The 25,982-nt window shown below is 63.6% G+C and carries 23 protein-coding genes (1 of these 23 running past the window's edge); 17 read left to right on the top strand and 6 right to left on the bottom strand.

Going from position 1 to position 25,982, the window contains the following annotated elements; translation table 11 throughout:
• Nucleotides 1-20: 20 nt before the first annotated feature.
• The 3 genes from E2A64_RS14035 to secA form a co-directional block, all read right to left on the bottom strand.
• Nucleotides 21-1,295 carry a GNAT family N-acetyltransferase gene (locus E2A64_RS14035; protein ID WP_133285142.1) on the bottom strand — a complete coding sequence of 425 codons (1,275 nt, stop codon included), beginning with the start codon at nt 1,293-1,295 and terminating at the stop codon, nt 21-23.
• A 6-nt stretch (nt 1,296-1,301) separates the two neighbouring features.
• Nucleotides 1,302-2,723, bottom strand: coding sequence for a lipopolysaccharide biosynthesis protein (locus tag E2A64_RS14040; RefSeq protein ID WP_133285143.1), 1,422 nt, complete (start codon nt 2,721-2,723; stop codon nt 1,302-1,304).
• Nucleotides 2,724-2,890: 167 nt separating this feature from the next.
• The gene (gene secA, locus E2A64_RS14045; RefSeq protein ID WP_133285144.1) at nt 2,891-5,608 is read right to left on the bottom strand and encodes a preprotein translocase subunit SecA; all 2,718 of its coding nucleotides are present in this window, start codon (nt 5,606-5,608) and stop codon (nt 2,891-2,893) included.
• Nucleotides 5,609-5,869: 261 nt separating this feature from the next.
• Between secA and E2A64_RS14050 the strand changes: the two genes are divergently transcribed.
• The 6 genes from E2A64_RS14050 (at nt 5,870) to E2A64_RS14075 (ending at nt 10,006) form a co-directional block, all read left to right on the top strand.
• A complete protein-coding gene (locus E2A64_RS14050) occupies nt 5,870-6,784 on the top strand; it encodes a peptidylprolyl isomerase (RefSeq protein ID WP_133285145.1) in 915 nt (304 codons plus the stop codon).
• A gap of 52 nt (nt 6,785-6,836) precedes the next feature.
• Nucleotides 6,837-8,060 carry a bifunctional glutamate N-acetyltransferase/amino-acid acetyltransferase ArgJ gene (gene argJ / locus E2A64_RS14055; RefSeq protein ID WP_133285146.1) on the top strand — a complete coding sequence of 408 codons (1,224 nt, stop codon included), beginning with the start codon at nt 6,837-6,839 and terminating at the stop codon, nt 8,058-8,060.
• Nucleotides 8,061-8,094: 34 nt separating this feature from the next.
• Nucleotides 8,095-8,868 (top strand): GNAT family N-acetyltransferase, encoded by a 774-nt coding sequence (locus E2A64_RS14060; RefSeq protein ID WP_133285147.1) that lies wholly within the window; start codon nt 8,095-8,097, stop codon nt 8,866-8,868.
• Nucleotides 8,861-9,265 carry a (deoxy)nucleoside triphosphate pyrophosphohydrolase gene (locus E2A64_RS14065; protein WP_133285148.1) on the top strand — a complete coding sequence of 135 codons (405 nt, stop codon included), beginning with the start codon at nt 8,861-8,863 and terminating at the stop codon, nt 9,263-9,265. The genes E2A64_RS14060 and E2A64_RS14065 overlap by 8 nt, the downstream gene beginning before the upstream one ends.
• A gap of 158 nt (nt 9,266-9,423) precedes the next feature.
• Nucleotides 9,424-9,744, top strand: coding sequence for a hypothetical protein (locus tag E2A64_RS14070; RefSeq protein ID WP_133285149.1), 321 nt, complete (start codon nt 9,424-9,426; stop codon nt 9,742-9,744).
• Between the two features lie 91 nt (nt 9,745-9,835).
• Nucleotides 9,836-10,006 (top strand): Flp family type IVb pilin, encoded by a 171-nt coding sequence (locus E2A64_RS14075; protein ID WP_133285150.1) that lies wholly within the window; start codon nt 9,836-9,838, stop codon nt 10,004-10,006.
• Nucleotides 10,007-10,046: 40 nt separating this feature from the next.
• Here E2A64_RS14075 and E2A64_RS14080 read toward each other — a convergent pair whose 3' ends face one another.
• Complete coding sequence (locus tag E2A64_RS14080) at nt 10,047-10,931, bottom strand: class I SAM-dependent methyltransferase (protein ID WP_133285151.1); 885 nt, start codon at nt 10,929-10,931, stop codon at nt 10,047-10,049.
• Between the two features lie 80 nt (nt 10,932-11,011).
• Between E2A64_RS14080 and E2A64_RS14085 the strand changes: the two genes are divergently transcribed.
• Genes E2A64_RS14085 through E2A64_RS14100 form a run of 4 tightly spaced genes read left to right on the top strand, consistent with a single transcriptional unit; the run spans nt 11,012 to nt 13,434 of the window.
• On the top strand, nt 11,012-11,800 hold the full coding sequence (locus tag E2A64_RS14085; RefSeq protein ID WP_244598302.1) for a ComF family protein: 789 nt from the start codon (nt 11,012-11,014) through the stop codon (nt 11,798-11,800).
• A gap of 51 nt (nt 11,801-11,851) precedes the next feature.
• Nucleotides 11,852-12,112, top strand: a complete 261-nt coding sequence (gene grxC / locus E2A64_RS14090; protein ID WP_133285152.1) for a glutaredoxin 3 — start codon at nt 11,852-11,854, stop codon at nt 12,110-12,112.
• A 3-nt stretch (nt 12,113-12,115) separates the two neighbouring features.
• On the top strand, nt 12,116-12,976 hold the full coding sequence (locus E2A64_RS14095) for a carbon-nitrogen hydrolase family protein (RefSeq protein ID WP_133285153.1): 861 nt from the start codon (nt 12,116-12,118) through the stop codon (nt 12,974-12,976).
• Nucleotides 12,973-13,434 carry a DUF1178 family protein gene (locus E2A64_RS14100; RefSeq protein ID WP_133285154.1) on the top strand — a complete coding sequence of 154 codons (462 nt, stop codon included), beginning with the start codon at nt 12,973-12,975 and terminating at the stop codon, nt 13,432-13,434. The genes E2A64_RS14095 and E2A64_RS14100 overlap by 4 nt, the downstream gene beginning before the upstream one ends.
• A 132-nt stretch (nt 13,435-13,566) precedes the next feature.
• On the opposite strand, the gene ubiG is transcribed toward E2A64_RS14100, so the two are convergent.
• Nucleotides 13,567-14,313, bottom strand: coding sequence for a bifunctional 2-polyprenyl-6-hydroxyphenol methylase/3-demethylubiquinol 3-O-methyltransferase UbiG (ubiG, locus tag E2A64_RS14105; protein WP_133285155.1), 747 nt, complete (start codon nt 14,311-14,313; stop codon nt 13,567-13,569).
• Nucleotides 14,314-14,567: 254 nt separating this feature from the next.
• Here ubiG and E2A64_RS14110 point away from each other — a divergent pair, with 254 nt between their 5' ends.
• The 7 genes from E2A64_RS14110 to E2A64_RS14140 all read left to right on the top strand — a co-directional run bounded on the left by E2A64_RS14110 (nt 14,568) and on the right by E2A64_RS14140 (nt 24,453).
• The gene (locus E2A64_RS14110) at nt 14,568-15,842 is read left to right on the top strand and encodes an aspartate kinase (RefSeq protein ID WP_133285156.1); all 1,275 of its coding nucleotides are present in this window, start codon (nt 14,568-14,570) and stop codon (nt 15,840-15,842) included.
• Nucleotides 15,843-15,935: 93 nt separating this feature from the next.
• Nucleotides 15,936-18,203, top strand: coding sequence for a phosphoenolpyruvate--protein phosphotransferase (ptsP, locus tag E2A64_RS14115; RefSeq protein ID WP_133285157.1), 2,268 nt, complete (start codon nt 15,936-15,938; stop codon nt 18,201-18,203).
• A 29-nt stretch (nt 18,204-18,232) separates the two neighbouring features.
• A complete protein-coding gene (prfA, locus tag E2A64_RS14120) occupies nt 18,233-19,318 on the top strand; it encodes a peptide chain release factor 1 (RefSeq protein WP_133285158.1) in 1,086 nt (361 codons plus the stop codon).
• Nucleotides 19,302-20,180 (top strand): peptide chain release factor N(5)-glutamine methyltransferase, encoded by an 879-nt coding sequence (gene prmC, locus E2A64_RS14125; protein WP_133285159.1) that lies wholly within the window; start codon nt 19,302-19,304, stop codon nt 20,178-20,180. The genes prfA and prmC overlap by 17 nt, the downstream gene beginning before the upstream one ends.
• 313 nt (nt 20,181-20,493) lie before the next feature.
• Nucleotides 20,494-21,177, top strand: a complete 684-nt coding sequence (locus E2A64_RS14130; RefSeq protein ID WP_133285160.1) for a DUF4167 domain-containing protein — start codon at nt 20,494-20,496, stop codon at nt 21,175-21,177.
• 180 nt (nt 21,178-21,357) lie between these two features.
• Nucleotides 21,358-23,973 carry an ATP-dependent chaperone ClpB gene (gene clpB, locus E2A64_RS14135; RefSeq protein WP_133285161.1) on the top strand — a complete coding sequence of 872 codons (2,616 nt, stop codon included), beginning with the start codon at nt 21,358-21,360 and terminating at the stop codon, nt 23,971-23,973.
• Between the two features lie 114 nt (nt 23,974-24,087).
• Complete coding sequence (locus E2A64_RS14140) at nt 24,088-24,453, top strand: MmcQ/YjbR family DNA-binding protein (RefSeq protein ID WP_133285162.1); 366 nt, start codon at nt 24,088-24,090, stop codon at nt 24,451-24,453.
• Nucleotides 24,454-24,462: 9 nt separating this feature from the next.
• Here the strand turns inward: E2A64_RS14140 and E2A64_RS14145 are convergent, their stop codons facing one another.
• On the bottom strand, nt 24,463-25,982 hold the 3' portion of the coding sequence (locus E2A64_RS14145; protein WP_133285163.1) for a M23 family metallopeptidase. The gene runs 427 nt beyond the window's last position; the window shows 1,520 of its 1,947 coding nt (coding positions 428-1,947); its start codon lies off the right edge, out of view — the gene reads right to left on this strand; its stop codon occupies nt 24,463-24,465.

Below are 25,982 nucleotides of genomic sequence, written 5' to 3' on the forward strand. Positions count from 1 at the left end.
AGTTCGCCGGAAGAGAGACCTCAACGATTGGCCAGTCCGCGGATCTTCTGGCGGATCAGGCGGGCCATGTTGCGGGTGTTGCGGTAGATGTGAAGCTGGGTCGCGACCTGGCGGACTTCGCGGTCGGCCTGCGGGGTCAGGCCGATGATCAGGCTGCCCATCTCGCAGCGCTCGCTCCAGAACCGGCTCATGATGGGATGATCGGGCACGGCGCATGAATCGGTGCGCTGGATGTTGAAATCATCGAGATGCCATTCGGTCAGGCGGTCCATGAGCAGCTTGCCGGGCGAGAAGCGGGCATACTCCTCGTTATAGGCCGTCTTCCATGTATAAGCCTCGCCGGACGTGATGAAGACGATCATCGAGGCGATGGCTTCTCCGTTGAGGACCAGGGAATGGATACGCACGGCGTCGTTCGTGGCGAGGCCGTTGATCGCCTCGCGGGCGAAGGCGGCGCGATAGCGGTCGGAAATCATCGCCGAGCGCGCTTTGCCCTTCCAGCCCGAATCCTCGAGTGTCAGGAACTCCTCGAGATGATAGCGAATCTCGTCGGGTTGACGGGCGACGACATATTCAAGCGTGCCGACTTCCTCGAGCTTGCGCCATTGGCGGCGCATTTCACGGCGGTGGTTCTTGGAGAGCGAACTGGCAAGATATTCGTCCGCATCCAGAGTGCTTTCGAGCATCGGACGCTCGCTCTGATCCGTCTCCACGAGTGGCAGGTTGCGGGCGATGGCGACCGCTCGCAGCAGGCTGATCGTCGGTCCCTTCAGGCGGGCGTCGGGCAGAACCAGCACATGGGGCAGGCCGAGGCTTGAATCGGACAGGCCCTCGAGGAGGTTGTCGAAGGTTTCGGCAGCGCCCTCGGCATCGACGAGCGGCGTGCCGAGCGGACCGAAGGAATTGGCCCATATGCGCATGATGCTGGGGCCGACGGAGAAGCCGGGCTTTTCAATCGAGAACGGGAAGAGAAGCCGAAGACGCGAGCGGTTGTCCAATTCGTCGCGGATCAGCAACAGCCTGATCTGGCGGTCTTCGAGCCGCGGCATGGCCGGTGCCAGGAAGCGGCCGGCGAAAAACACATTGGGCTCGAGCGAGCGGTTGGTGAGGTAGTCGAGCTCGTGCTGCAGGCCGTAGCCCGCGCGGGCGTTGTAGATCGCGATCTGGCGGCCGTCGCGACCGACGGGCATCGTCTGTTCGGCGGTCGGCCGGTCGGTGTGGACGGCGGCGAACTCTCCGATCAGCGCATTGGCCTGGCTGCTGGCGTTTTCCTCGATGATGGGGTGCGATGCCATATCCTGTCAGACCTCCGCTGCCGGGCGCAGTGCCAGTCTGCCGTATTGATCGGTGCCGACGAACTGGATGATTCCAAGTCTGTGTCTTACCGTGATGTGAAGTAAAAGCGCTTCCGCGCTCATGGCTACGGCCGTGGCAATGGCCGCTCCCTCGATACCAAAGTGCGGAATGAGGGCAATGTTCAATCCGATATTGACCGTCAAGGCCAGTGCATAGACACCGGCGCAGACCTTGTGATGACCGGTCATGGAAAGGAGAACCTCAGCCGGGCCGACCATGGCCTTCGCCAGGATGCCGACGAGCAGGATCGCCATGACGAGGCGGCCTTCGAGATAGTCGGGACCGAAAAGCGAAAGAAGAAGCGGAGCTGCCAGCATGGCGAGCCCGCCCACGACGAGGGAGGGCCAGAAGGCCCAGCGTGTGGTCTGGCTGGCGAAGTGGCCGAGTTCTTTCATCCGGCCGGTCGACACGAGGTTTGAGAAGCGCGGGGCTGCGGCGGCCTTGACGGCGAAATAGACGAAATGGACCAGCGCCATAATCTTGGCGGCGGCGAAATAGACCGCGACCCTCTCGGGCGGGAGATAAAGACCCACCACGATCACATCGGCATTGGTGAGCAGGAAGTAGAATCCCTCGATCATGAAGATCGGCAGCGCCACGACGACCCAGGCCTTGAAGTCGAGTTGCAGGCGGCCGCGCGCGAAGATATTGCCCAGCCTGCGGCGGACCAGGACGAACTGGCCCAGCGTGGTCAGGTATGTGGCGACAAGCGCGCCGACCAGGACGATCTGCGCATTGGCGCTCCCGAACCAGGCAAAGGCGGCTATCGCGATCAGGATGATCAGCGTCGGACGGATGAGATAGGTGGGGCTGAGCGCCAGAACCGGCCAGTTGTTGGCCCGCGAGGTGCCGTCCAGAACGTCGCCGAGGGCGATCATCGGCAAGGCGAAGGCACCCATGATCAGCGGCGCGACGTAATATTCCTTCACCTGGTCGCCGAGCATGAGGACGGTCGCAATGCCGATCCCGGCGACGAGTGTGGCCGAAATCATCGAGAAGACCCGTGCCGTCCAGGTCAGGCCGCGGATTTCCTCCGCCTGTCCGGAGGCGCGGTATTGCGGCAGGAAGCGGATGACCGCGGTGTGGAAGCCGAGGCAGGAGAGATTGCCCAGGATGATGGCGAGCACCCAGACGAAGACGTAGACGCCATAGTCGAAATTGCCCATCAGGCGGGCCAGGATCACCTGCGAGATGAAGGCGATTGCCGCCGAGACGATTCGGATGCCGAAGGCGATCAGCGCCATGCGCTGGGCCACGGCGAGATCGTCGCCGCCGCGCGCGATCACCTTCAGCAGATCAAGCAGGTGCCGGACGCGCGACAGGTGTCGCGCGGGCAGCAAGCGTTCTGCGGCGTCGGTGAAAGTCATCGTCGTCAACGGCCTGTTCAGTTACATGTCGGGGGAGTGTAGGTGCTGCACGTTAAGAAACGGTTGGACTATCGCAAGTTCATCAGCAAGACGCGAAAAAGCCCGGAAGCGGCGCTTCGGGCCGGCTTCCGGGCTTTGTCTTCTGGTCTCTGACCCGTTTCAGGGCGTCAGACGAAGGCGCCGTGGCAGTGCTTGAATTTCTTGCCCGACCCGCAGGGGCAGGCCTCGTTGCGGCCGACCTTGCCCCAGGTCTGGGGATCGTTCGGATCGCGGTCCTCGGGCGCCACTTCCTCCAATGCCATAAGGGGCGAGGACTCGGTGAAATCTTCCTCGCCGGTGGAGGCATTCTGGTGATGGCCGACCATTTCCGGTGCTTCGGGCTCCGGCGCCTCGGCTGCCTGCTGGACGATCTCGACGCGGCTGATCTGCGCCATCACCGTCTGGCGGAGGTTGGCCAGAAGCGCCTGGAAGAGTTCGAAGGCCTCCGACTTGTATTCCTGAAGCGGATCGCGCTGAGCGTAGCCGCGGAAGCCGATGACCGAGCGCAGGTGGTCGAGATTGACCAGATGTTCGCGCCAGAGATGGTCGAGGGTCTGAAGAACGACCGATTTCTCGACATAGCGCATGACTTCGGCGCCGAAACGGGCTTCCTTTTCCTCGGCCTGCTGGCGGGTGGCGGCAAGAATGCGCTCGCGCACCTCTTCCTCGGCAATGCCTTCCTCCTCGGCCCATTCCTCGATGGGAAGGTCGAGATTGAGGTAGGTCTGAACGCCTTCCTTCAACTCGGCGATGTTCCACTGCTCGGCATAGGCGCGTTCGGGAATGTGGAGGGCCACGAGACCGTCGACCACTTCCTCGCGCATGTCCTCGACAGTTTCCTTGATCGATTCGGCATCCATCAGTTCGATGCGCTGCTCGAAGATGACCTTGCGCTGATCGTTCATCACGTCGTCGAACTTCAGAAGGTTCTTGCGGATGTCGAAGTTGCGGCCTTCGACCTTCTTCTGGGCGCGTTCGAGCGCCTTGTTGATCCACGGATGGACGATCGCCTCGCCTTCCTGGAGGCCGAGCTTGCGCAGCATCCCGTCCATGCGGTCCGAACCGAAGATGCGCATCAGGTCGTCCTGAAGCGAAAGATAGAACTTCGAGCGGCCCGGGTCGCCCTGACGACCGGAACGGCCGCGCAGCTGGTTGTCGATGCGGCGGCTTTCATGGCGCTCGGTTGCGAGAACGTAGAGACCGCCGGCTTCCAGCGCCTGCTGCTTGAGCTTGGCGATGTCGTCCTTGATCTCCTGCACGCGCCTGTCGCGCTCGGGGCCGGCTTCCATGTCGCCCAGTTCCTGGGCGATGCGCATGTCGGCGTTGCCGCCGAGCTGGATGTCGGTACCGCGACCGGCCATGTTGGTGGCGATCGTCACCGCGCCCGGCACGCCGGCCTGCGACACGATGCAGGCTTCCTGCTCGTGGTAACGGGCGTTGAGAACCTGGAAGTCCTCGATCCCGGCCTGCTTGAGAAGTTCGGCGAGTTGCTCGGATTTCTCGATCGAGGTGGTGCCCACGAGAATCGGCTGTGCCTTTTCCCGGGCTGCCTTGATCTCTTCCACGATGGCCGCGAATTTCTCCTCGGTGGTCCGGTAGACCTCGTCGTCTTCATCGGCACGGGCGATCGGACGGTTGGTCGGAACTTCGACCACGTCGAGACCGTAGATGTTGCCGAATTCCTCGGCTTCCGTCGACGCGGTGCCGGTCATGCCGCCGAGCTTGTCGTACATGCGGAAGTAGTTCTGGAACGTGATCGACGCCAGCGTCTGGTTTTCCGGCTGGATCTGGACGTGTTCCTTGGCTTCGAGCGCCTGGTGCTGACCTTCCGAATAGCGGCGGCCCGGCATCATGCGGCCGGTGAATTCGTCGATGATGACGATCTCGCCGTTACGGACGATGTAATCCTTGTCGCGCGTGAAGAGGCGGTGTGCCTTCAGCGCATTGTTGATGTGGTGAACGATCGCGACGTTCTCGACGTCGTAAAGCGATTCGCCCTTCAGGAGATCGGCTTCGCGGAGAAGGTTCTCGAGCTTCTCGGTGCCTTCCTCGGTGAAGGTGGCCGAGCGCTGCTTCTCGTCGATCTCGTAGTCCTCTTCCGTCAGCATCGGGATGAAGGCGTCGATGCGGGTGTAGAGGTCGGAGCGGTCGTCGAGCGGACCGGAGATGATGAGCGGCGTGCGCGCCTCGTCGATGAGGATCGAATCCACTTCGTCGACGATGGCGAAGTAGTGGCCGCGCTGGACCATCTGGCCGCGCTCATACTTCATGTTGTCGCGCAGATAGTCGAAGCCGAGCTCGTTGTTGGTGGCATAGGTGATGTCGCAGGCATAGGCCGCGCGGCGCTCGTCGTCGCTCATGTCGTGAACGATGATGCCCGTGGACAGGCCGAGGAAGCCGTAGATCTGCGCCATCCATTCGGCGTCGCGCTTGGCGAGGTAGTCGTTGACGGTCACGACATGGACGCCGCGGCCGGTCAGCGCGTTGAGGTAGACGGGAAGGGTCGCGACGAGCGTCTTGCCTTCACCGGTCTTCATCTCGGCGATGGAATTCTCGTTGAGAATCATGCCGCCGACGAGCTGCACGTCGAATGGACGAAGCCCGATGGCGCGCTTGGCGGCCTCGCGAACCACCGCGAATGCCGGCACGAGTATGTCGTCTACGGACTTGCCGTTCTGCAGCAACTGCTTGAATTCGTCGGATTTCTGTTTGAGCTCGGCATCGGAGAGGGCTTCCATCTCCTTTTCGAGAGCATTGATCGCCTGCACTTTCGAAGAATAACCGCGAACGCGGCGGTCATTGGACGATCCGAACAATTTCTTGGCGATGGCGCCAAACTTGACCATGCCTGGTCCTTTCCCAAGGCTCAGCTGGTGGCGGGTCCCGAGCAGCCGGGATGGCTGTGGGCGTCGCCGGGCTTTCCGGGTTTGAGGGCGCCGTCCAACCCCAAACGCGAGCGAATGCTGGCTGGACGGACGGTTGGCAGACAGATAAGAGGGGGGTCGCACGATGTCAACGTCGCGCCACAGGGGGTTGCGGTCATCTTATGGACTGATTCGAAGCCCAGACGAGCGCGCTGACACAGCACGAAACGAAAGGTTTTTCATATGCGCCATACGAAGCTCGTTGCGGCCGTCCTTCTCGCATCCTCGGTCCTGATGTCGTCCGGCGCCTTCGCCGCCGAAGGCGACGACCCGGTGGTCGCCAAGGTCGGAGATGCCGAAATTACTGAATCCGAACTGACCCTGGCCCAGGGCGAACTCGATCCGCAATTCGACAACGTGCCGGCGGAACAGCGACGTCTGGCCGCACTCGCCGCCGTCATCGACATCAAGTCGCTGGCCCGCAAGGCCGAGAACGAGGATCTCGAGGATACCCAGGAATTCAAGTCGCAGATGAATTATCTGCGCGACCGCACCCTGCACAATGTCCTCTTCAAGAAGGAAGTCATCGATTCCATCACCGACGAGGAAGTAAAGGCGCGCTACGACAAGGAAGTCGCTGCCACTCCGCCGGAAGAAGAGGTCCAGGCCCGCCACATCCTGCTCAAGACCGAGGATGAGGCGAAGGCTGTCATCAAGGAACTCGAGGACGGCGCCGATTTCGTGGAACTGGCGAAGGAAAAGTCGACCGGTCCCAGCGCTTCCGAAGGCGGCGATCTCGGCTATTTCCGCAAGGGCCGCATGGTTCCGGCCTTCGAGGAAGCCGCATTCGGTCTCGAAAAGGGCGAATTCACCAAGGAGCCGATCAAGTCGGAATTCGGCTGGCACGTGATCAAGGTCGAAGACCGCCGCGAAGCCGAAGCGCCGGCCTTCGAGCAGGTCGCCCCGCAGGTGCGTCAGGTCCTGCTGCGCGAAAAATATGCCGCGCTTCTCGAGACCGCACGTTCCGAAGTCGAGGTCGACATCGTCGATCCGGCGTTGAAGGAAGGTTATGACACCGTGATGAAGCAGCAGGCAGATGCCGAGGCCGCGGCGGAAAACGGCGCTGATTCGGGTGCCGAAACGCCGGCTGAACAGTAGTCCGCCGCGCATTCTCGCCATTTCCCGCACGCAGACAGAAGACACGGACAACATGTCGACCGAAATATCCCCGCTGGCGCCAAAATCCGATCCCGTCCTGCCGCCGATCGCCGGCGTCAGGATCGAGACCGCCGAAGCCGGAATCAAGTACAAGGGCCGCACCGACCTGATGGTCATGGTCTTTGACAGGCCGGCCGAAGTCGCCGGGGTGTTCACCACGTCGAAATGTCCGTCTGCACCTGTCGATCTCTGCCGGGCAAACCTGCCCGGCGGATCCGCTCGCATCGTGGTCGTCAATTCCGGCAACGCCAACGCATTCACCGGCGCGAAGGGCGCGAAGGCTACCGCGGATACGGCCGGGGCCGCTGCGGCGGCTGCCGGCTGCGCGCCCTCGGAAGTCTTTCTCGCCTCCACCGGCGTGATCGGCGAACCTCTCGACGCAGCGAAATTCTCCGGCCTCCTCGGCGACATGGTCAAGTCGGCCGTCAGCGATCGCTGGGCGGATGCGGCCCGGGCGATCATGACCACCGATACCTATCCGAAGGTCGCCACGCGCACCTTCGAGATCGCCGGGGCGTCCTGCACCATCAACGGAATCGCCAAGGGCGCCGGCATGATTGCGCCGGACATGGCGACCATGCTGTCCTTCATCGTCACCGATGCGCCGATCGCCGCCAACGTGCTGCAGGCGGCGCTGTCGGATCATGTCGGTTCCACCTTCAACGCGGTCACCGTCGACAGCGATACTTCCACCTCCGATACGGTTCTCCTGTTCTCCACCGGCGGAGCACAGATCACCGAGACGTCGGATCCGCAGCTTGCCGGCTTCCGCGAGGCGCTTCGTTCGCTGATGGAGGAACTGTCGCTGAAGATCGTCCGTGACGGCGAAGGCGCGCGCAAGCAGGTCGAGGTGCTGGTCACCGGTGCGGCGTCCGACGAAGCCGCGGGCCGCATTGCCCGTTCGATCGCCAATTCTCCCCTGGTCAAGACGGCTGTCGCCGGCGAGGATGCCAATTGGGGCCGCGTCGTCATGGCCGTGGGCAAGGCCGGCGAGGAAGCCGACCGTGACCGGCTTGCCATCTGGTTCGGCGATGTCCGCGTGGCCGTCGACGGCGAACGCGATCCCGACTACAGCGAAGCCGAAGCCTCTGCCGTCATGAAGCGCGACGAGATCACCATCCGCGCCGATATCGGCCTGGGGTCGGGGCAGGCTCGGGTCTGGACCTGCGATCTGACCAAGGCCTATGTCGAAATCAACGGCGATTACCGCAGTTAGAAATCATGCGTCATCATTTCCAAACGAGTTCCTCATGCCCCGGCTCGCGCTAGTCCGGCGGCTCGAGGCGGCGGGCTTTCGTGCCTGGCCGGCTGCTTCCATCCAGTTCGATGGCAGCTGGCAGATCAGGCTGACCGCGGGCCATCCGTCCAAGCGGCTCAATTCCGTCAATCCGCTCGATCCGTCCGACCGCCGCGACATTGAGCGCCGGGTCGAAATGGCCGCGCGGCGATTCGAGGCCTATGACCGCCAGCTCGTGTTCCGGCAGTCGCCATTGGCGCCCAAGGAACTCGATGCCTATCTGGACGAACTCGGCTGGGAACGTTTCGAGGAAACCGCGGTCATGTCGGCGCCGATGTCCGAACTCGATATCGACGGCGGAATGGACCATCTTCCCGTCCGTGATGTCGGCCGCTATGTCGATGCATCCATTCGCGTCCATGGCCGCGACCCCTCGCTGAAGGCCGGGCTTACGGAAGTCCTGAGTTCCATCAAGCCGCCGAGCGGCCTGTTCGTCATCGAGGACAAGGGCAATCCGGTGTCGACCGCGCTCTGTGTCCACGACAAGGAACTCGCCGGCATCTACGAGCTGGCGACCCATGCGGAGGCACGCCGCAAGGGGAGAGGGCGCGACGTCGTCTGCGCCGCCCTTCGCTGGGCGCGTCACCGCGGTGCGACCAAGGCATGGCTGCAGGTCGAAACCGCCAACGAGGCCGCCTACGGGCTCTATCAGGGGCTCGGCTTCAAGGAGGTCTACCGCTATTCCTTCCGTCGGAGCGGTGAGGGACAGGGAGCTGTCAGTGACTGAGACCATTCTTCTCGTCGTCGCCTGCGCCCTCGTCGACGTCGATGGTCGCGTTCTTCTTGCGCAGCGCCCGGAAGGCAAGAAGCTGGCCGGCATGTGGGAGTTTCCCGGCGGCAAGGTCGAGGGGGGCGAGCGGCCCGAGGCGGCCCTCATCCGCGAGCTCGACGAGGAGCTGGGGATAACGACCTGGGAAAGCTGTCTGGCGCCACTGACATTCGCCAGCCACGCCTATGACGACTTCCATCTCCTGATGCCGTTGTTCGTCTGCCGTCGTTTCGAGGGCCGGCCCGAGGGGCGCGAGGGCCAGGCGCTCAAATGGGTGCGGCCGCGCGACATGCGCGATCTGCCGATGCCGCCTGCCGACGAGCCGCTGGTTGCGACGCTGATCGATCTCATCTGAGTCCCGTCATGAGATGTCTCGAGACCGCTCCGGCGAAATGGCCGTGTCTCGATATCGGTCAAATCCCCGATCCCCGGGTGCAGCGTTAAGCAATCCTAAACGCTATTGCAGCATATTTTTGCCGGTAACCGCTTCGTCATCACGGTTGGGGCAAGACAATGCACGATGCTGATTTCTGGACTACAGTCACCGACAAATCTCCCGAAACGGGCCGGTTTGGCCGGTCGAGTGCCGTCAAGGCGGCGATGTTGTTCGCCGGCGTCGGTATCGTCTCCGCTCTCATACTCACCCCCATCCTGGCCAAGGACGTGGCAAGCCGCCTGGCGTTTCATCCCGGCGCATACGACAACATCATAACCGGTTCCATTTCGGGACAGAAGTCAGGCCGATCCTACACGATCCGTAAATCTGTACTGCAGGACTCTCCCGATTCCATTTGCATTATTCAGCGAAATGGCTTCAGGACAGGTGATTGCTGACAAGCACATTTTTACGCTTCGCCACATGAGGTGGCTGGCTCACGCCGCACATGAAGTGTCAATTAGCCGTCACGGCAGACGAGGACTTTAGATGCTGCTTCGCTTTATTCGCGATACATCAGGCGCTACGGCGATCGAATACGGATTGATTGCGGCACTCATCGCTGCTTCGCTGATTTTCGGCATGGGCCAGATCGGCCAGTCGATGAACAACCAGTTCACGTCGGTTTCCGAAAAGGTGAACGACGCCGGCATCGAATAAGCGCCTCTTGCTGCCAGGCTGCCGCGGCGGTTTTGCCCGGTCACTCCCCGCGTTCGACATCGTCCGTTTTCAGAGCATCGGCCAGCCGCATCTTGGCGCTGCCGGGCTTTAACGGCTTTTGCTGGCTTTCGTGCGGCATCCAGCCGGACAGGTGAATGATGGCAAAGGTCGCGCGGATACGTCCGTCGGGGTCTGAAAAGCGGTCCGCATAAATCTCGCCAGCCAGATCGAAGAGAAGGCGCGGGGCCGGTGTCCGGCTCCGGGCAGCCATTGCATTGGTCATGCCCATCGCGCGCAGGTCGCGCATCAGGGCGAAGATGTCGTCATAGCGGACCACGATGTCCTCACGGTCGGCGACGGGCAGGGCAAATCCCGCGCGCTGCATCAGCGAACCGTAATCGCGCACGTCGGCGAAGGGATGAACGCGCGAATGAGCGCCGCCTGTCAGATGGCTTTCAGCTTCGAGAAGCGACTGGCGCAATTCGCCAAGCGTTCCCGCGCCCGGTACGGCAGCGAGAAAGAGCCCGTCCGGTCTGAGCGCGCGCCGCGCCTGGATCATCAGTCCCGGCGTATCGTTGACGAGATGAAGCGATAGCGGCGAGACGATGAGGTCGCTTGACCCGTCCTGCAGCCCGGAAAGCTCCGGGTCGGCGACGATCTGCTCGCGGCCGCCGAGGCCGTCGAGCATGCCGTCCGCCACGAAGCGGAACCTGGCTGTCTTGCCGGTGGCCTCCATCAGATCCGCCGTCACGGGTGTGACGCCGTGAAGCTGGACCGGGTTTTCGAACCTGCGCTCGACCAGGCTCAGACGCTCGGCCATGTCGGCTGCGACATGGGCTGCGAGAAAATCCGCGTCCTTGACTGCTGCCCTGAAGGCCCGTTCGCGGCGCTGGCGCAACAGCGCATGGTCGAAGATCTGTTCCATGTGGTCCGGTTCTTTCCGAGGCGTTCGGCCTGTTCCTCATCGGCGTTGTGGTGACGGATGACGGACGGTAAAGTCAAGTCATGGCTCGTATGTCGACCGGCATTCACGCACCGATGGCAAGGTTTGCCCGCTCTTTCGCGGAGGCCGTGATCGCGACCGTCTTTCCGCCGGTCTGTCATGGCTGCGGCATCATCATGAGCCGACATGGCGGGCTATGCGCAGGGTGCTGGACCGAGGTCCGGTTCATCGAGCGTCCCTTCTGCGAGGTGACGGGCCAGCCGTTCGACCATGATCGCGGCGACGGTCTCGTCAGTGCCGCGGCGATTGCCGACCCGCCTGTCTACGACAAGGCCCGCGCAGTGGCCCTCTATGATGGCCCCGCGCGCAAACTCGTCCAGGCGCTGAAATTCTCCGACCGCGCCGATCTCGCGCCGATGATGGCGGAATGGATGGTGCGCGCGGGCCGCGAGGTTCTCGACGGGAGCGACGTCATTCTGGCTGTGCCGCTGCATCGCCGCCGCCTGTTCGGGCGCGCCTATAACCAGGCGGGCGAACTGGCGAGAGCGGTGTCGCATATTTCCGGCACGCCGCTTGCGCCCGGTACGCTGATCCGCCGCAAGGCCACGAACCCGCAGGTCGGGCTCGGGCGCACGGCGCGCATCGCCAATCTTTCAGGGGCATTCAGGGTCGAGCCGTCGCGCGCGTCCGCAATTGCCGGCAGGCGCGTCCTGCTGATCGACGACGTGCTGACGACGGGCGCCACGGTCAATGCGGCGGCAAAGGTTCTCCTGCGCGCCGGCGCCGCCCGGGTCTGCGTGCTGACATTCGCGCGGGTTGCAAGCGGCGGCGCCGAGACCCTATATGCTTGATACGGTTCAAATCGAAGGTCCGGGCCATCACGCCCGGCGAGGATAATCCCGATGGTCGACGTGACGATCTACACCCGCCAGTTCTGCGGCTTCTGCACCGCCGCCAAGCGTCTGCTCGACGAAAAGGGCGTTGCCTATACCGAGCACGACGCCACGTTCTCGCCGGATCTGAAGGCCGAGATGATCCAGAAATCCAACGGTGGCCGGACGTTCCCGCAGATTTTCATCGGCGATACCCATGTCGGCGGTTGCGACGATCTCCATGCGCTGGAACGCGCCGGCAAGCTCGATCCCATGCTGCAGGGTGCCTGAGACATGACTTCACTCGTCGTCGCCGCCATCCAGATGCGTTCGGGAACCGACCCGAAAGCCAACATCGCCACGATGGACGAACTCGCGCGCGATGCGGCGAGCCGTGGGGCGAGATATATCCAGACACCGGAAATGACCGGCTGCCTGATGCGCGACAAGGCGGCCCTGATGGCCTCGATCAGGACAGACGGCGAGGACCCGGTGGTGGCCGCGGCCGCCAGCCTGGCCTCTGAACTCGGCGTCTGGTTCCATCTCGGCTCCACCGCCATCGATGCGGGAGAGGGCATGGCCGCCAACCGCGCCTTCATCTTCTCCCCCGACGGCGCGCTGGTGACGACCTACGACAAGATCCACATGTTCGACGTCGATCTCGACAATGGCGAGAGCTGGCGCGAAAGCGCGACCTACCGGCCCGGCGAACGCGCCGTGACGGTGGATATCGCCGATACCCGTTTCGGGCTCGGCATCTGCTACGATATCCGCTTCCCGCAGCTGTTCCGGTCCCATGCGCTCGCAGGCGCGCAGGTGCTGACGGCACCCGCCGCCTTCACCCGCCAGACGGGAGAAGCGCACTGGCACGTGCTGCAGCGCGCGCGAGCCATCGAAAACGGAGCCTTCGTCGTCTCCGCCGCTCAGGGCGGCAAGCACGAGGACGGCCGCGAGACCTATGGTCACTCCCTCGTCGTCGATCCCTGGGGCGAGGTCCTGGCTGAAGCCGACGGCGACGAGCCGGGCATCGTGGTGGCCGAAATCGATCCGGCGGAATCCGCCAGGGCTCGCGCCAAGATCCCGAACCTGAAGAATGCACGCGATTTTCGCGCCGAAACCGTTTCCGCGGCGGACAAGGCGAGGGCGGCATCGTGATCCGCTTTTCGCTTCATTGCGATCAGGCCCATGAATTCGAGATCTGGTTCGGTTCGAACGCCGATTTCGACGGCCAGAAGAAGCGGGGTCTCGTCTCCTGCCCGGTCTGCGGTTCCAGCCAGATCGAGAAATCGCTGATGGCGCCGGCCGTCGCCCGTTCGGACAAGGACAGATCCATGCCGGTCGCGCCGATTGCGTCCGACGTCCCGGCGGCACCGGTCGCCATGGATCCGGCAAGGGCCGAGATGATGGCGGCGATCCGCGACATGGTCCGCCAGGTGCGCTCTAGCGCCGAGGATGTGGGGGACCGTTTCCCGACCGAGGCGCGGAAGATTCATTACGGCGAAGCAAAGGAACGCGGCATCATCGGCAAGGCCAATCCCGAGGAAGCCCGCAAGCTTCTCGAAGAGGGCATCGGCGTCCTGCCGCTGCCCAATCTGCCCGAGGACATGAATTAGCCGCTTCGGCCTTTCGCCTCGTCTTCGCCCGGCCGTGCGGTAGATGCAAGGGTGCCACCGCGTCCCCGATATCGGATAGCGGCAGCTGTTCCCTGTCGGCGCTACACTTGGCGCCGCGGAAAGCCTACGACCTTACGCCGGACGGGCTGCCAGCAGCATGTAGTTCACGTCCATGTCGCGCGAGAGCTTCCAGCGGTCCGACAAAGGTGAATATGTGACGCCGTTGCGGTCTATGATGCCCATGCCCGCGGCCGAAAGCGGGCCCTCGATCTCTTCCGGGCGCACGAGCTTGTCGTATTGGTGGGTGCCGCGTGGCAGCCAGCGCAGCACATATTCCGCGCCCACAATGGCGAGTGCCATGGCCTTGGGCGTGCGGTTTATCGTGGCCACGAACATCAGGCCGCCGGGTTTGACCATCTTCGCGCAGGAGGACAGGAACAGCTCGACGTCGGCGACGTGCTCGACCACTTCCATGTTCAAGACCACGTCGAACTGCTCGCCGGCATCGGCCAGCGCTTCGGCGGTGGTGGCGCGGTAGTCGACCTGCGCACCCGACTGCCCGGCGTGGATTCTCGCCACCTCGATATTGGTCTCGGAAGCATCGGCGCCGACGACCTCTGCCCCCATTCGCGCGATCGGTTCGCTCAAAAGCCCGCCGCCGCAGCCGATATCGAGCACGCGCAGGCCTTCGAACGGTCTCAGGGACCGGCTGTCGCCGCCGGAATGCTCGATGACCTTGTCGCGGATATAGGTCAGGCGCACGGGATTGAACTTGTGCAGCGGGCGGAACTTGCCGGTCGGGTCCCACCACTCCTGCGCCATGCGGGAGAAACGGTCGACTTCGCCCGCGTCGATCGTGGTCCTGGGCGCTTCGCTCATTGTCATTCTCCGTTTGTTTCAGCCTCCAAGTTTCGCGCGCGGGCCGCAATGTCAAGACGCAAGAAGTGGGCAAGGTCGAACAAGCCAGCGGCAACACGTCGCGCAATGTTGCAGGACAAAGGGTTTTTGTTTAAAGACCGCGTCGATCCGCTCCGTTTGACGGGGCGTTTTTCTTGCCCTTCAGGCAGACGACACCAATTGCCCTCGCGGTCCTTCGCCGGATCGTCCCGAGGCCGGAGACCCGGAAGCATTCCATGGCGCGTATCGTGATGAAGTTTGGCGGCACTTCGGTGGCCGATCTCGACAGGATCCACAATGTGGCCAGGCATGTGAAACGGGAAGTGGAGGCCGGCAACCAGGTGGCCGTGGTGGTCTCGGCGATGGCCGGCAAGACCAACGAGCTGGTCAACTGGGTGCAGTCCATGCCGAAGGTCACCGGTGCGAAGGCATCCTTCTACGATGCCCGCGAATATGACGCCGTGGTGGCTTCCGGGGAGCAGGTGACCAGCGGTCTCCTGGCGATCGCGCTGCAGGCCATGGGGGTCGATGCGCGCTCCTGGCACGGCTGGCAGATCCCGATCAAGACCGACAATGTGCATGGCGCCGCCCGCATTCTCGATATCGACGGAACCGAACTCATCCGCCGGTTCGAGACCGGCCAGGTCGCCGTCATCGCCGGTTTCCAGGGCGTCGGTCCGGACAACCGTATCGCCACGCTCGGCCGTGGCGGCTCCGACACCAGCGCCGTGGCGATCGCCGCTGCCGTCAAGGCCGACCGCTGCGACATCTACACCGATGTCGACGGCGTCTACACCACCGATCCGCGCATCGTGCCCAACGCGCGGCGGATGAAGAAGATCGCCTTCGAGGAAATGCTCGAAATGGCATCGCTGGGCGCCAAGGTTCTGCAGGTCCGCTCGGTGGAACTGGCCATGGTGCACAAGGTGCGTACCTTCGTGCGCTCAAGTTTCGACGACCCGGACGCGCCCGGCATGAGCGACCCGCTCAATCCGCCCGGCACGCTGATTTGCGACGAGGAAGAAATCGTGGAACAGGAAGTTGTCACCGGCATCGCCTATGCCAAGGACGAAGCGCAGATTTCCCTGAGGCGCGTGGCCGACAGGCCCGGCGTTTCGGCTGCTGTGTTCGGCCCGATGGCGGAAGCCCACATCAATGTCGACATGATCGTGCAGAACATCTCGGAAGACGGTTCGCGCACCGACATGACGTTCACGGTGCCCTCGGCGGACGTCGACAAGGCGCTGCAGCAGCTCGAGAAGAGCCGCGAGCGGATCGGCTTCGACGTGGTGCAGAGCGAAACCGGTCTCGCCAAGGTCTCGGTCATCGGCATCGGCATGCGCAGCCATGCGGGCGTTGCCGCCACGGCCTTCAAGGCGCTGGCCGAGAAATCCATCAACATCAAGGCGATCACCACCTCCGAGATCAAGATTTCCATCCTGATCGACGGGGCTTATGCCGAACTCGCGGTACGGACTTTGCATTCCGTCTACGGTCTGGATAAGAGTTGACCTGACAGCCCGTAGCCGGGAGAATCGGGGCGCGCACCGCACGGTGCTGCAGAACATCCGAACCGGCTTTCAAAAAGGGGAAGAGCTGACGCGATGAGAGACCTATCCGCAGGTCCGCGCGTGCTGCTCCGGCGGCTACGCGAACTCATGGCGGAGCCGCTCGAGCCGCAGGAGCGCCTTGACCAGATCGTTCGCCAGATCGCGGCGAACATGGTGACCGAGGTGTGTTCGTTTTACGTGCTGCGCGCCGACGGGGCGCTGGAGCTGTTCGCCACCGAAGGTCTGAACAAGGACGCCGTCCACCAGTCGCAGCTGAAGATGGGGCAGGGCCTTGTCGGCACCATCGCGGCGAGCGCGCGGGCGCTCAATCTCTCTGACGCCCAGTCGCATCCCGCCTTCACCTATCTGCCGGAAACGGGCGAAGAGATCTATCACTCCTTCCTCGGTGTGCCGATCCTGCGCGCCGGCCGTTCGCTCGGCGTGTTGACCGTGCAGAACAAGGCCTATCGCAAGTATCGCGAAGACGAGCTCGAGGCGCTCGAAACGACCGCCATGGTGCTGGCCGAGATGATCGCCACGGGCGAACTCAGGCAGATCACCCGCTCGGGCGTCGAACTCGACCTCACCCGGCCCGTTTCCATGGACGCCAATGCGTTCGGCGACGGTATCGGGCTCGGCTATGTGGTTCTGCATGAGCCGCGCATGGTCGTGACCGATCTTCTGAACGACGACGCCGATGCCGAAATCAAGCGGCTCGAGGAGGCGCTCGATTCGCTGCGCATCTCGATCGACGACATGCTGTCGCGCCGCGACGTGTCGATGGAAGGCGAGCACCGCGCGGTTCTCGAGGCCTATCGCATGTTCGCCCATGACCGTGGCTGGGTGCGCAAGCTCGAGGAAGCAATCCGCAACGGCCTGTCCGCCGAGGCGGCGGTCGAGAAGGTGCAGAGCGATACTCGCGCCCGCATGATCCACATGACGGATCCGTATCTGCGCGAGCGGCTTCACGATTTCGACGATCTCGCCAACCGTCTGCTGCGCAAACTGACAGGGTTCGAACCCGGCGGCGCGACGCTGCCCGAGGATGCGATCATCGTCGCGCGCGCCATGGGGGCGGCCGAACTTCTCGACTATCCGCGCGAGGCCATCCGCGGTCTGGTTCTCGAAGACGGCGCGGTGACCAGCCACGTCGTGATCGTGGCACGGGCCATGGGCATTCCGGTCGTCGGACAGGCGGCGGGCATCGTCTCGCTGGCTGAAAACCGCGACGCTATCATCGTCGATGGTGATGACGGGCAGGTTCATCTCAGGCCGATGCAGGATCTGCAGGACGCCTATGCCGAAAAGGTCCGGTTCCGGGCCAGACGGCAGGAGCAGTTCCGGGCCCTGCGCGGCGTCGAATCGGTAAGCATCGACGGCGTGGCCGTCAGCCTCAACATGAATGCCGGTCTGCTTGTCGACCTGCCGCAACTCGAGGAAGCGGGCGCGGAAGGAATAGGTCTCTTCCGCACCGAACTGCAGTTCATGATCTCCTCCACCATGCCGCGGATCGAGGAGCAGGAGACGTTCTACCGCTCGGTCCTGCGCCAGGCCGGCGATCATCCGGTGACATTCCGTTCGCTCGATATCGGCGGCGACAAGGTGGTGCCCTATTTCCGGTCCGCGGAAGAGGAAAATCCGGCGCTCGGCTGGCGCGCCATCCGTTTGTCGCTCGACCGTCCCGCCTTGCTGCGCGGCCAGTACCGCGCCTTGCTCAGGGCTGCCGAGGGGCAGGAACTCAAGCTGATGGTGCCGATGGTCACCGAGGTCGAGGAACTGCGCAGGGCCAAGGATCTTCTCAAGAAAGAGGTCAACCGGCTCTCCCGTCTCGGGCACGACCTGCCGCGCAGGCTGCAGTTCGGCGCCATGCTCGAGGTTCCGAGCCTGCTCTGGCAGCTCGATGAACTGATGGCGGAGGTCGACTTTCTCTCGGTCGGTTCGAACGACCTCTTCCAGTTCGTCATGGCGGTCGATCGCGGAAATTCCCGGGTTTCGGACCGTTTCGATCCGCTCAACCGGCCCTTCCTGCGCATCCTGCGGCAGGTGGTGGAGGCGGCGGACCGGACCCGCACGCCGCTCACGCTCTGCGGGGAACTCGCGGGACGGACTTTGTCGGCCATGGCGCTGATCGGTCTGGGCTTCCGTTCGATCTCGATGTCGCCGGCATCGATCGGACCGGTGAAATCCATGCTGCTTTCGCTTGACGTGAAGGCCCTGGAGAGCGAATTGCTTGCGGCACTGTCGGAGCGGGAAACCGAGAACTCCAAATCGATCCGCAAGATCCTGGCGCAGTTCGCCGAAAACAACAATGTCAGCCTCTAACCGCTGACAGGTTCAGAAAGACCTCTTCTATGGCCAAGCTACCCGTGGACAAGATGCGCGAGCTCGAACGCCGTTTCGGCGAGGTCGAAGCGCGCATGGCTGCGGGTCCGGATGCCGACGCCTATGTAAAGCTCGCGTCCGAATATGCCGAGCTCGAGCCGCTGGTGGAGAAAATCCGCGAGCACGACAAGGCGACCAGCGAGCGCAAGGATCTCGAAACGCTCCTCGCCGACAAGGCGACCGACGCCGACATGCGCGATCTGGCGGAGATGGAACTGCCCGAGGTGCGCGAACGGATCGCCGCCCTCGAGGAAGAGATCCAGATCCTGCTTCTTCCCAAGGATGCCGCCGACGAGAAAAGCGCGATCGTGGAAATCCGTGCCGGGACGGGCGGTTCGGAAGCCGCTCTTTTCGCGGGCGACCTGTTTCGCATGTATGAGCGCTATGCGAGCGACAAGGGTTGGCGCGTCGAGGTTCTCTCGGCGAGCGAAGGCGAGGCGGGCGGCTACAAGGAAATCATCGCCACGATCTCAGGCAAGGGTGTGTTCTCGCGACTGAAATTCGAATCGGGCGCCCACCGCGTGCAGCGCGTGCCGGAAACCGAATCCGGCGGGCGCATCCATACGTCCGCGGCAACGGTCGCGGTGCTGCCGGAAGCCGAGGAAATCGATATCGAAATCCGTGCCGAGGACATTCGTATCGACACGATGCGCGCCTCCGGTGCCGGCGGCCAGCACGTCAACACGACCGATTCCGCCGTCCGCATCACCCATATCCCGACCGGCATCGTGGTGACGTCTTCGGAAAAGTCGCAGCACCAGAACCGTGCGCGCGCCATGCAGGTGCTTCGCGCCCGGCTCTACGACCAGGAGCGGGAGGCAGCTGATTCCGCGCGTTCGGCCGAGCGCAAGAGCCAGGTCGGGTCGGGCGACCGTTCCGAGCGCATCCGCACCTACAACTTCCCGCAGGGCCGGGTGACCGATCACCGGATCAACCTCACGCTCTACAAGCTCGACCGGATGATGATCGGCGAAATCGACGAAGTGGTCGACGCGCTGATCTCCGATTTCCAGGCCGGCCAGCTCGCGGAACTCGGCGATGCCGCCCGCAAGTGACGAGCGCCTGCGTCTCGACGCACTGATGGCCGAAGTCCGCGCCGCCTTTGTCCGGGCGGGGATCGATACGCCGGGCTTCGATGCGCGGCTCTTGATCGGCGGGCTTCTCGATATTTCTCCGACCGCCATGATCACCGGCGGCGACGCGCTTGTGCCGGCCGGCGATGTCGCTCGCGTACGTGAGGCGGTGGGGCAGCGTATCGCCGGGCGGCCGGTTCACCGTATTCTCGGTTGGCGCGAGTTCTACGGCCATCGCTTCGCGCTCTCGCCGGCGACGCTCGAGCCCCGTCCCGATACCGAGGTGCTGGTCGAGGCGGCTATCGCGGAAGTCAGAAATATCATGGCGGCGAAGGCGGCGTGTCTGATCGCCGATCTGGGCGTCGGGACCGGCGCGATCTGCCTGTCCGTGCTTGCCGAAGTGCCGGGCTGCCGCTGCATCGGCGTCGACCGGTCGCCGGAGGCGGTGGAGACGGCGCGGGCGAATGCCGAAGCGCTCGGTCTGTCGGATCGCTATGATGTCAGGGTGGGCGATTGGTTCGATGGAATCGACGGCCTGTTCGATCTCATCCTTTCCAACCCGCCCTATATCCCCAGCGCCGAAATCGAGGGTCTGTCGCTCGACGTGCGCAAGAGCGATCCCGCGCTGGCGCTCGATGGCGGAGGGGATGGACTTGACGCCTACCGGGCCATTGCCCGGACGTCGGGGGGCAGGCTCGCGCCGGGCGGTGCCTTGATGCTCGAAATAGGGCAGGGACAAGAGGAAGACGTGGCGGCGCTATTTGTCGCGGAAGGCTATGGTTTTGCCGCCAAACACGCTGATCTCGGTGGTATTGACCGCGTACTGGTGCTTCGAAAGCATTGAATTCCCGCATTTTCCTTGGCTTGTAACGATAAAGCGCAAGAAAGGGCTTGGAATTGCCGCAAAACCTGTCTACGGTCCTCGGCAGTACCGGATCGCAAGACTTGCAAAAGATTCGATCCATCCGGTTCGGATCGTTTGGTGTCAAAAGAGCGGCACGGGCGGACCGCAGGGCAGTCTCCGGTACGGGTTTCTTTTTCAAAACCCAAGACAACGAATAGACCCGTGAATTGCGGATCTTCGTATCGCCATGTGCGAGCCGGATGTTAGCGAATTGCGCTCTCCGGATGTTCAGGATGGTAATCAGGACTTAGGAATGAGGCCAGGACAGCAAAACAAGCGCGGTCGGGGGCGCAGTGGCGGCGGTAACAACAATAACCGCAAGGGCCAGAACCCCCTCTCCAGAACCTATGACAGTTCAGGTCCGGACGTAAAAATCCGGGGTACTGCGCAGACGGTCGCCGACAAGTACATGTCGCTCGCGCGTGACGCGCAGAGCTCCGGCGACAGGGTGATGGCGGAGAACTATCTCCAGCACGCGGAACACTACAACCGCATCATTGCGGCGGCTCAGGCCCAGCTGCAGGAGCGTCACCAGCGCGACGATCGGGACCAGTCCCGCGACGACGACACTGACGATAGCGACAACGACAATCCGGGCAACAATGCCTATGCGTCGGGCAACCAGAATTCGAAGGGCTCGAACGAGTTCTCGGAGAATGCAGGCAGCCAGGCTTCCGATTCGGATGAGAACTCCGGTGGAGGACGCAGCCGCCGTCAGCCGCGCCAGCGTCAGGAACGCAAGCCGTTCGACGCGGATGCGCCGCAGCCGGTGATCGAGGGTGTTCCCGTCGAGGTGGCACTCGAGGAGGATTCGTCCGAGGGATCGGGCAAGGCCCGCCGTCGCGGCCGTCCGCGCCGCGCAAAGGCCTCGGATGACGAAGAAAACGGCAACACTGCCGAGAAGAACCAGGCGCCCGCGGCAACCGCCGCCGAGTAAGATCCCGGTTTTCCGAACAGCCCGGCCTTCATGGCCGGGTTTTTTGTTTCCCGGAAACCTTTTCCGGACCAGTTCCAGTCCCCATATCTTCTTCGAAACCAGAGGCCTGCCGCTTGAGGGGGCCTTTCCTGACGTTTTGTTCGCGCGCCTGACGGGCGTGGACATTCAATGGAGCGAAAGATGAATATCGAGAAATATTCGGAACGGGTCCGCGGATTCATCCAGTCCGCACAATCATGGGCACTGGCCGAGGGCCATCAGCAGTTCACGCCCGAACACATGCTGAAAGTCCTCCTCGACGATGATCAGGGCATGGCCGCCTCGCTGATCGAGCGCGCCGGTGGCCGTCCGGCAGATGCGCGCCTCGCCAATGACGCGGCGCTGGCGAAACTGCCGAAAGTGTCGGGTGGAAACGGCCAGCTTTATCTGTCCCAGCCCATTGCCAAGGTCTTCAACACCGCCGAGGACGCCGCCAAAAAGGCCGGCGACAGTTTCGTCACCGTCGAACGGCTTCTGCTTGCTCTCGCCATCGAGGGCTCGACCTCGAAGACGCTTTCGGGTGCGGGCGTGACCGCGCAGTCCCTCAACCAGGCGATCAACGATATCCGCAAGGGCCGCACGGCCGATTCGGCGTCTGCCGAAGAAGGTTTCGATGCGCTGAAGAAATATGCCCGCGATCTCACCGCGGTCGCCCGCGAGGGCAAGCTCGATCCGGTGATCGGACGTGACGACGAGATCCGTCGCACGATCCAGGTGCTGTCGCGGCGCACCAAGAACAATCCGGTGCTCATCGGCGAGCCCGGCGTCGGCAAGACGGCGATCGCGGAAGGCCTCGCGCTCCGGATCGTCAATGGCGACGTTCCGGAATCGCTCAAGGACAAGAAGCTGATGGCGCTCGACATGGGCGCGCTGATTGCCGGGGCGAAATATCGCGGCGAATTCGAGGAGCGGCTGAAGGCCGTACTCTCCGAAATCGAGGCCCATAACGGCGAGATCATCCTGTTCATCGACGAGATGCACACGCTCGTGGGGGCTGGCAAGGCGGACGGCGCGATGGATGCGTCCAACCTGCTCAAGCCGGCGCTGGCCCGCGGCCAGTTGCACTGCGTGGGCGCGACCACGCTCGACGAATACCGCAAACACGTCGAAAAGGACGCCGCCCTTGCCCGCCGGTTCCAGCCGGTCATGGTCGAGGAGCCGACGGTCGAGGACACGATCTCGATCCTGCGCGGGCTCAAGGAGAAATACGAACAGCATCACAAGGTGCGGATCTCCGATTCGGCGCTGGTATCGGCGGCCATGCTGTCCAACCGCTACATTACCGACCGGTTCCTGCCGGACAAGGCGATCGACCTGGTCGACGAATCGGCGGCCCGGCTGCGCATGCAGGTCGATTCCAAGCCCGAGGAACTCGATGAGCTCGATCGCCGCATCATGCAGCTCAAGATCGAGCGCGAGGCCCTGAAGAAGGAAACCGACCAGGCATCGCGCGATCGCCTCGACCGGCTCGAGAAGGATCTGTCGGGGCTCGAGGAAAGCGCCGATGCGCTGACCGCGAAATGGCAGGCCGAAAAGCAGAAGCTCGGTCTCGCCGCCGATCTCAAGACGCGTCTCGACGCGGCCCGCAACGAGCTTGCCATTGCCCAGCGCAAGGGCGAATTCCAGCGCGCCGGCGAACTCGCCTATGGCGAGATCCCGAAACTGCAAGCCGAGCTGGCGGAAGCCGAAAAGCAGGGCGAGGACAGTGCCGGCGGCATGGTCGAGGAGACCGTGTCACCCGATCACATTGCCCATATCGTTTCCCGCTGGACCGGTATCCCGGTCGACAAGATGCTGGAAGGCGAACGCGAGAAGCTGTTGCGGATGGAGGACGAGATCTCGGCCCGCGTGGTTGGCCAGGGCGAGGCGGTGCAGGCCGTTTCCAAGGCCGTCCGCCGTGCCCGTGCCGGACTGCAGGATCCCAACCGGCCGATCGGCTCCTTCATCTTCCTCGGCCCCACCGGCGTGGGCAAGACCGAGCTGACCAAGGCGCTCGCCGAGTTCCTCTTCGACGACGAGACCGCGATGGTGCGTGTCGACATGTCGGAATACATGGAGAAACATTCCGTGGCGCGGCTCATCGGCGCGCCTCCCGGCTATGTCGGCTATGACGAGGGCGGGGCGCTGACCGAATCGGTGCGCCGCAGGCCTTACCAGGTGATCCTCTTCGACGAGATCGAAAAGGCGCATCCGGACGTCTTCAACGTGTTGTTGCAGGTGCTCGACGACGGTCGCCTGACCGACGGCCAGGGCCGCACCGTCGATTTCCGCAACACGCTGATCGTCATGACCTCGAATCTCGGCGCCGAATATCTCACGGCCCTCGGCGAGGATCAGGATGCGGATGCCGCGCGTGACGACGTGATGGGCGTGGTCCGCTCCGCCTTCCGGCCGGAGTTCCTGAACCGTGTCGACGAGATCATCCTCTTCCAACGGCTGCGCCGGTCGGAAATGGGCGCGATCGTCGATATCCAGCTCAAGCACCTCGAAAGATTGCTGGCCGATCGCAAGATCACGCTGGCGCTCGATGCCGATGCCCGCAACTGGCTTGCCGACAAGGGCTATGACCCCGCCTATGGCGCCCGTCCGCTCAAGCGGGTGATCCAGAAGCAGGTGCAGGATCCGCTGGCCGAAAGGATCCTCCTCGGCGATATCGCCGACGGCGATCATGTCGAGGTCTCCAACGGTTCGGACCGGCTGGTGTTCTCCACCGGCAAGGCCGCCAAGCCGGGCGAGGGCGCCGACGAGGCGGCCTGATCTCCGGCTCGTCGCGGCTTGACCGTCGCCGGTATTCGGGAAAATCTGGGAGCGGGCTTCGGCCCGCTCTTTCTGTATCCGGAGCCGGGCCGGCGTTCGGCCGGGGAGGGGACGTTGCTCGATCTCGAAACCTATAACCGCATCTGCTCGCAACTCACCGGCGCCCGCCATGTGCGTCAATGGGGCGATGCGCATGTCTGGAAGGTCGGCGAGAAGGTCTTCGCGCTCGGGCGCGAGCAGGACGACGGCACAATGCATGTCACCTTCAAGGCGTCGGACATGGCCTGGGAGATCTTTCGCGACACGGAGGGCGTCCGGCCGGCGCCCTATCTCGCCTCGCGCGGTCTCAAATGGCTGCAACGCACCGACGATTCGGCCATGGACGACGAGACGCTGACCGGGCTGATCGCGGATTCGCACGGTATGGCGGCGGCCAATCTCACCAGGAAGCGGCGCCGGGAACTGGGACTTGCCGATTGATGGCCTGCCTCAGCGGCTGGCGACCTCTGTATCCTCGAGCTTGATATCGAGGAGCGCATTGATGCGGTCGCGTTCGCGGGTGAAGGAGGCGAGTGCTGCGCCGTCCAGAGCCTTGCCCTCGGGCAGCCGGACGCGCATGGCGTCGACCTTCTTGCCGTTGACGATCAGCTCGTAGTGGAGATGCGGGCCGGTCGACAGGCCGGTCGAGCCGACATAGCCGATCACCTGGCCCTGACGCACCTTGGCGCCCGGCACCACGCCGTCGGCGATCTTGCTCTGGTGGTTGTAGGAACTGACATAGCCGTTGGCGTGCTTGATCAGGGTCTGCCGGCCGTACCCGCCCGAATCCCAGCTCGCCTTGATGACCGTACCGTTGCCCGCCGCGATGATCGGCGTGCCGCGCGGTGCGGCCCAGTCGGTTCCGGTGTGCATGCGCGAATAGCCCAGAATCGGATGGCGACGCATGCCGAAGCCGGAGGTGAAACGGCCATTGGGAACGGGGTTGCGCAGCAGGAAGTTCTTCGCGCTGCGCCCGTCCTGATCATAATAGTCGACCGAACCGTCCCCGGGATCCTGGAAGCGGTAGAGCCGGACCTCGGTCGAACCGAACGAGGCGTCCAGGAACAGGAGTTCCGAATCGTCATTCGCCGTGCCGTCGTCGTCGGCGACCGAGAAGAAGGCTTCCATCGTATCGGTGGGGTGGAGTTGCGCCTTGAAGTCGACATTGGACGCGAGAAGGTGGATCACCTGACCGAGCATCTCGACGGGCATGTCGTATTCCAGGCCGGCGCGATAGATGCCGTCATAGACGGAGAGCTGCGAACGGCCGGCGGGAACGATGGCCGGCGTCTGCTCGAAGGCGGTCTCGATCGCGGGTGTGGCGGGGGGCTCCATGCCGCGGATGAAGAAGCCGTCATCATTGCGTCCGACGGTCGCCACGTGCCTGCCGGCTTCATAGGCCGAGAGGCGGACGACTTCCATCTTGGCGCCGGTCTGGACCGCGCCGACGCGCAACACGCTCATGTCGGGCATGTCGCCATCGCCGCGCATCTTCTCGAGCGCATCGCGGGCGGTGGCGAACTGGAGTTCGTCATAGCCGGCATTCTGCAGCGCCTCGCCGACGGCGGTCGCCTTGCGGATCGGGATGATGTCGTCGATGAATTCCGGCGTCTGGTGAATGAAGTCCGGCTCCATCGGCGCCACGGACACGTTCTCGGTGCGCACATTGGCATATTGACCGATGGCGAAATCGAACTCGCCCGCGGCAGAGGCGAAGCGGCGCGGGTCGACATAATAGAGCGAGGCCAGCTGAACCGTTCCGTCGGTCAGGACCGAGCCGTTGGTGCGCACGGTCTCTTCGGCTTCGGCCAGCGTCATCGAGGCGGCGAAGGGGCGACCGGCGGCGGACAGCGGAAAGTCGACGGTTCTCAGCGAGATCTCGGAATCCACATCGGCGCCGTAGATCTGGCCGGTATGAACGGGAGCGGTATCGGTGTCCTCGGAGGCGAAGATCTTCAGCGGATCGAATT

It is taken from the genome of Pseudohoeflea suaedae (genome assembly GCF_004354915.1).
GTDB lineage: Bacteria > Pseudomonadota > Alphaproteobacteria > Rhizobiales > Rhizobiaceae > Pseudohoeflea > Pseudohoeflea suaedae.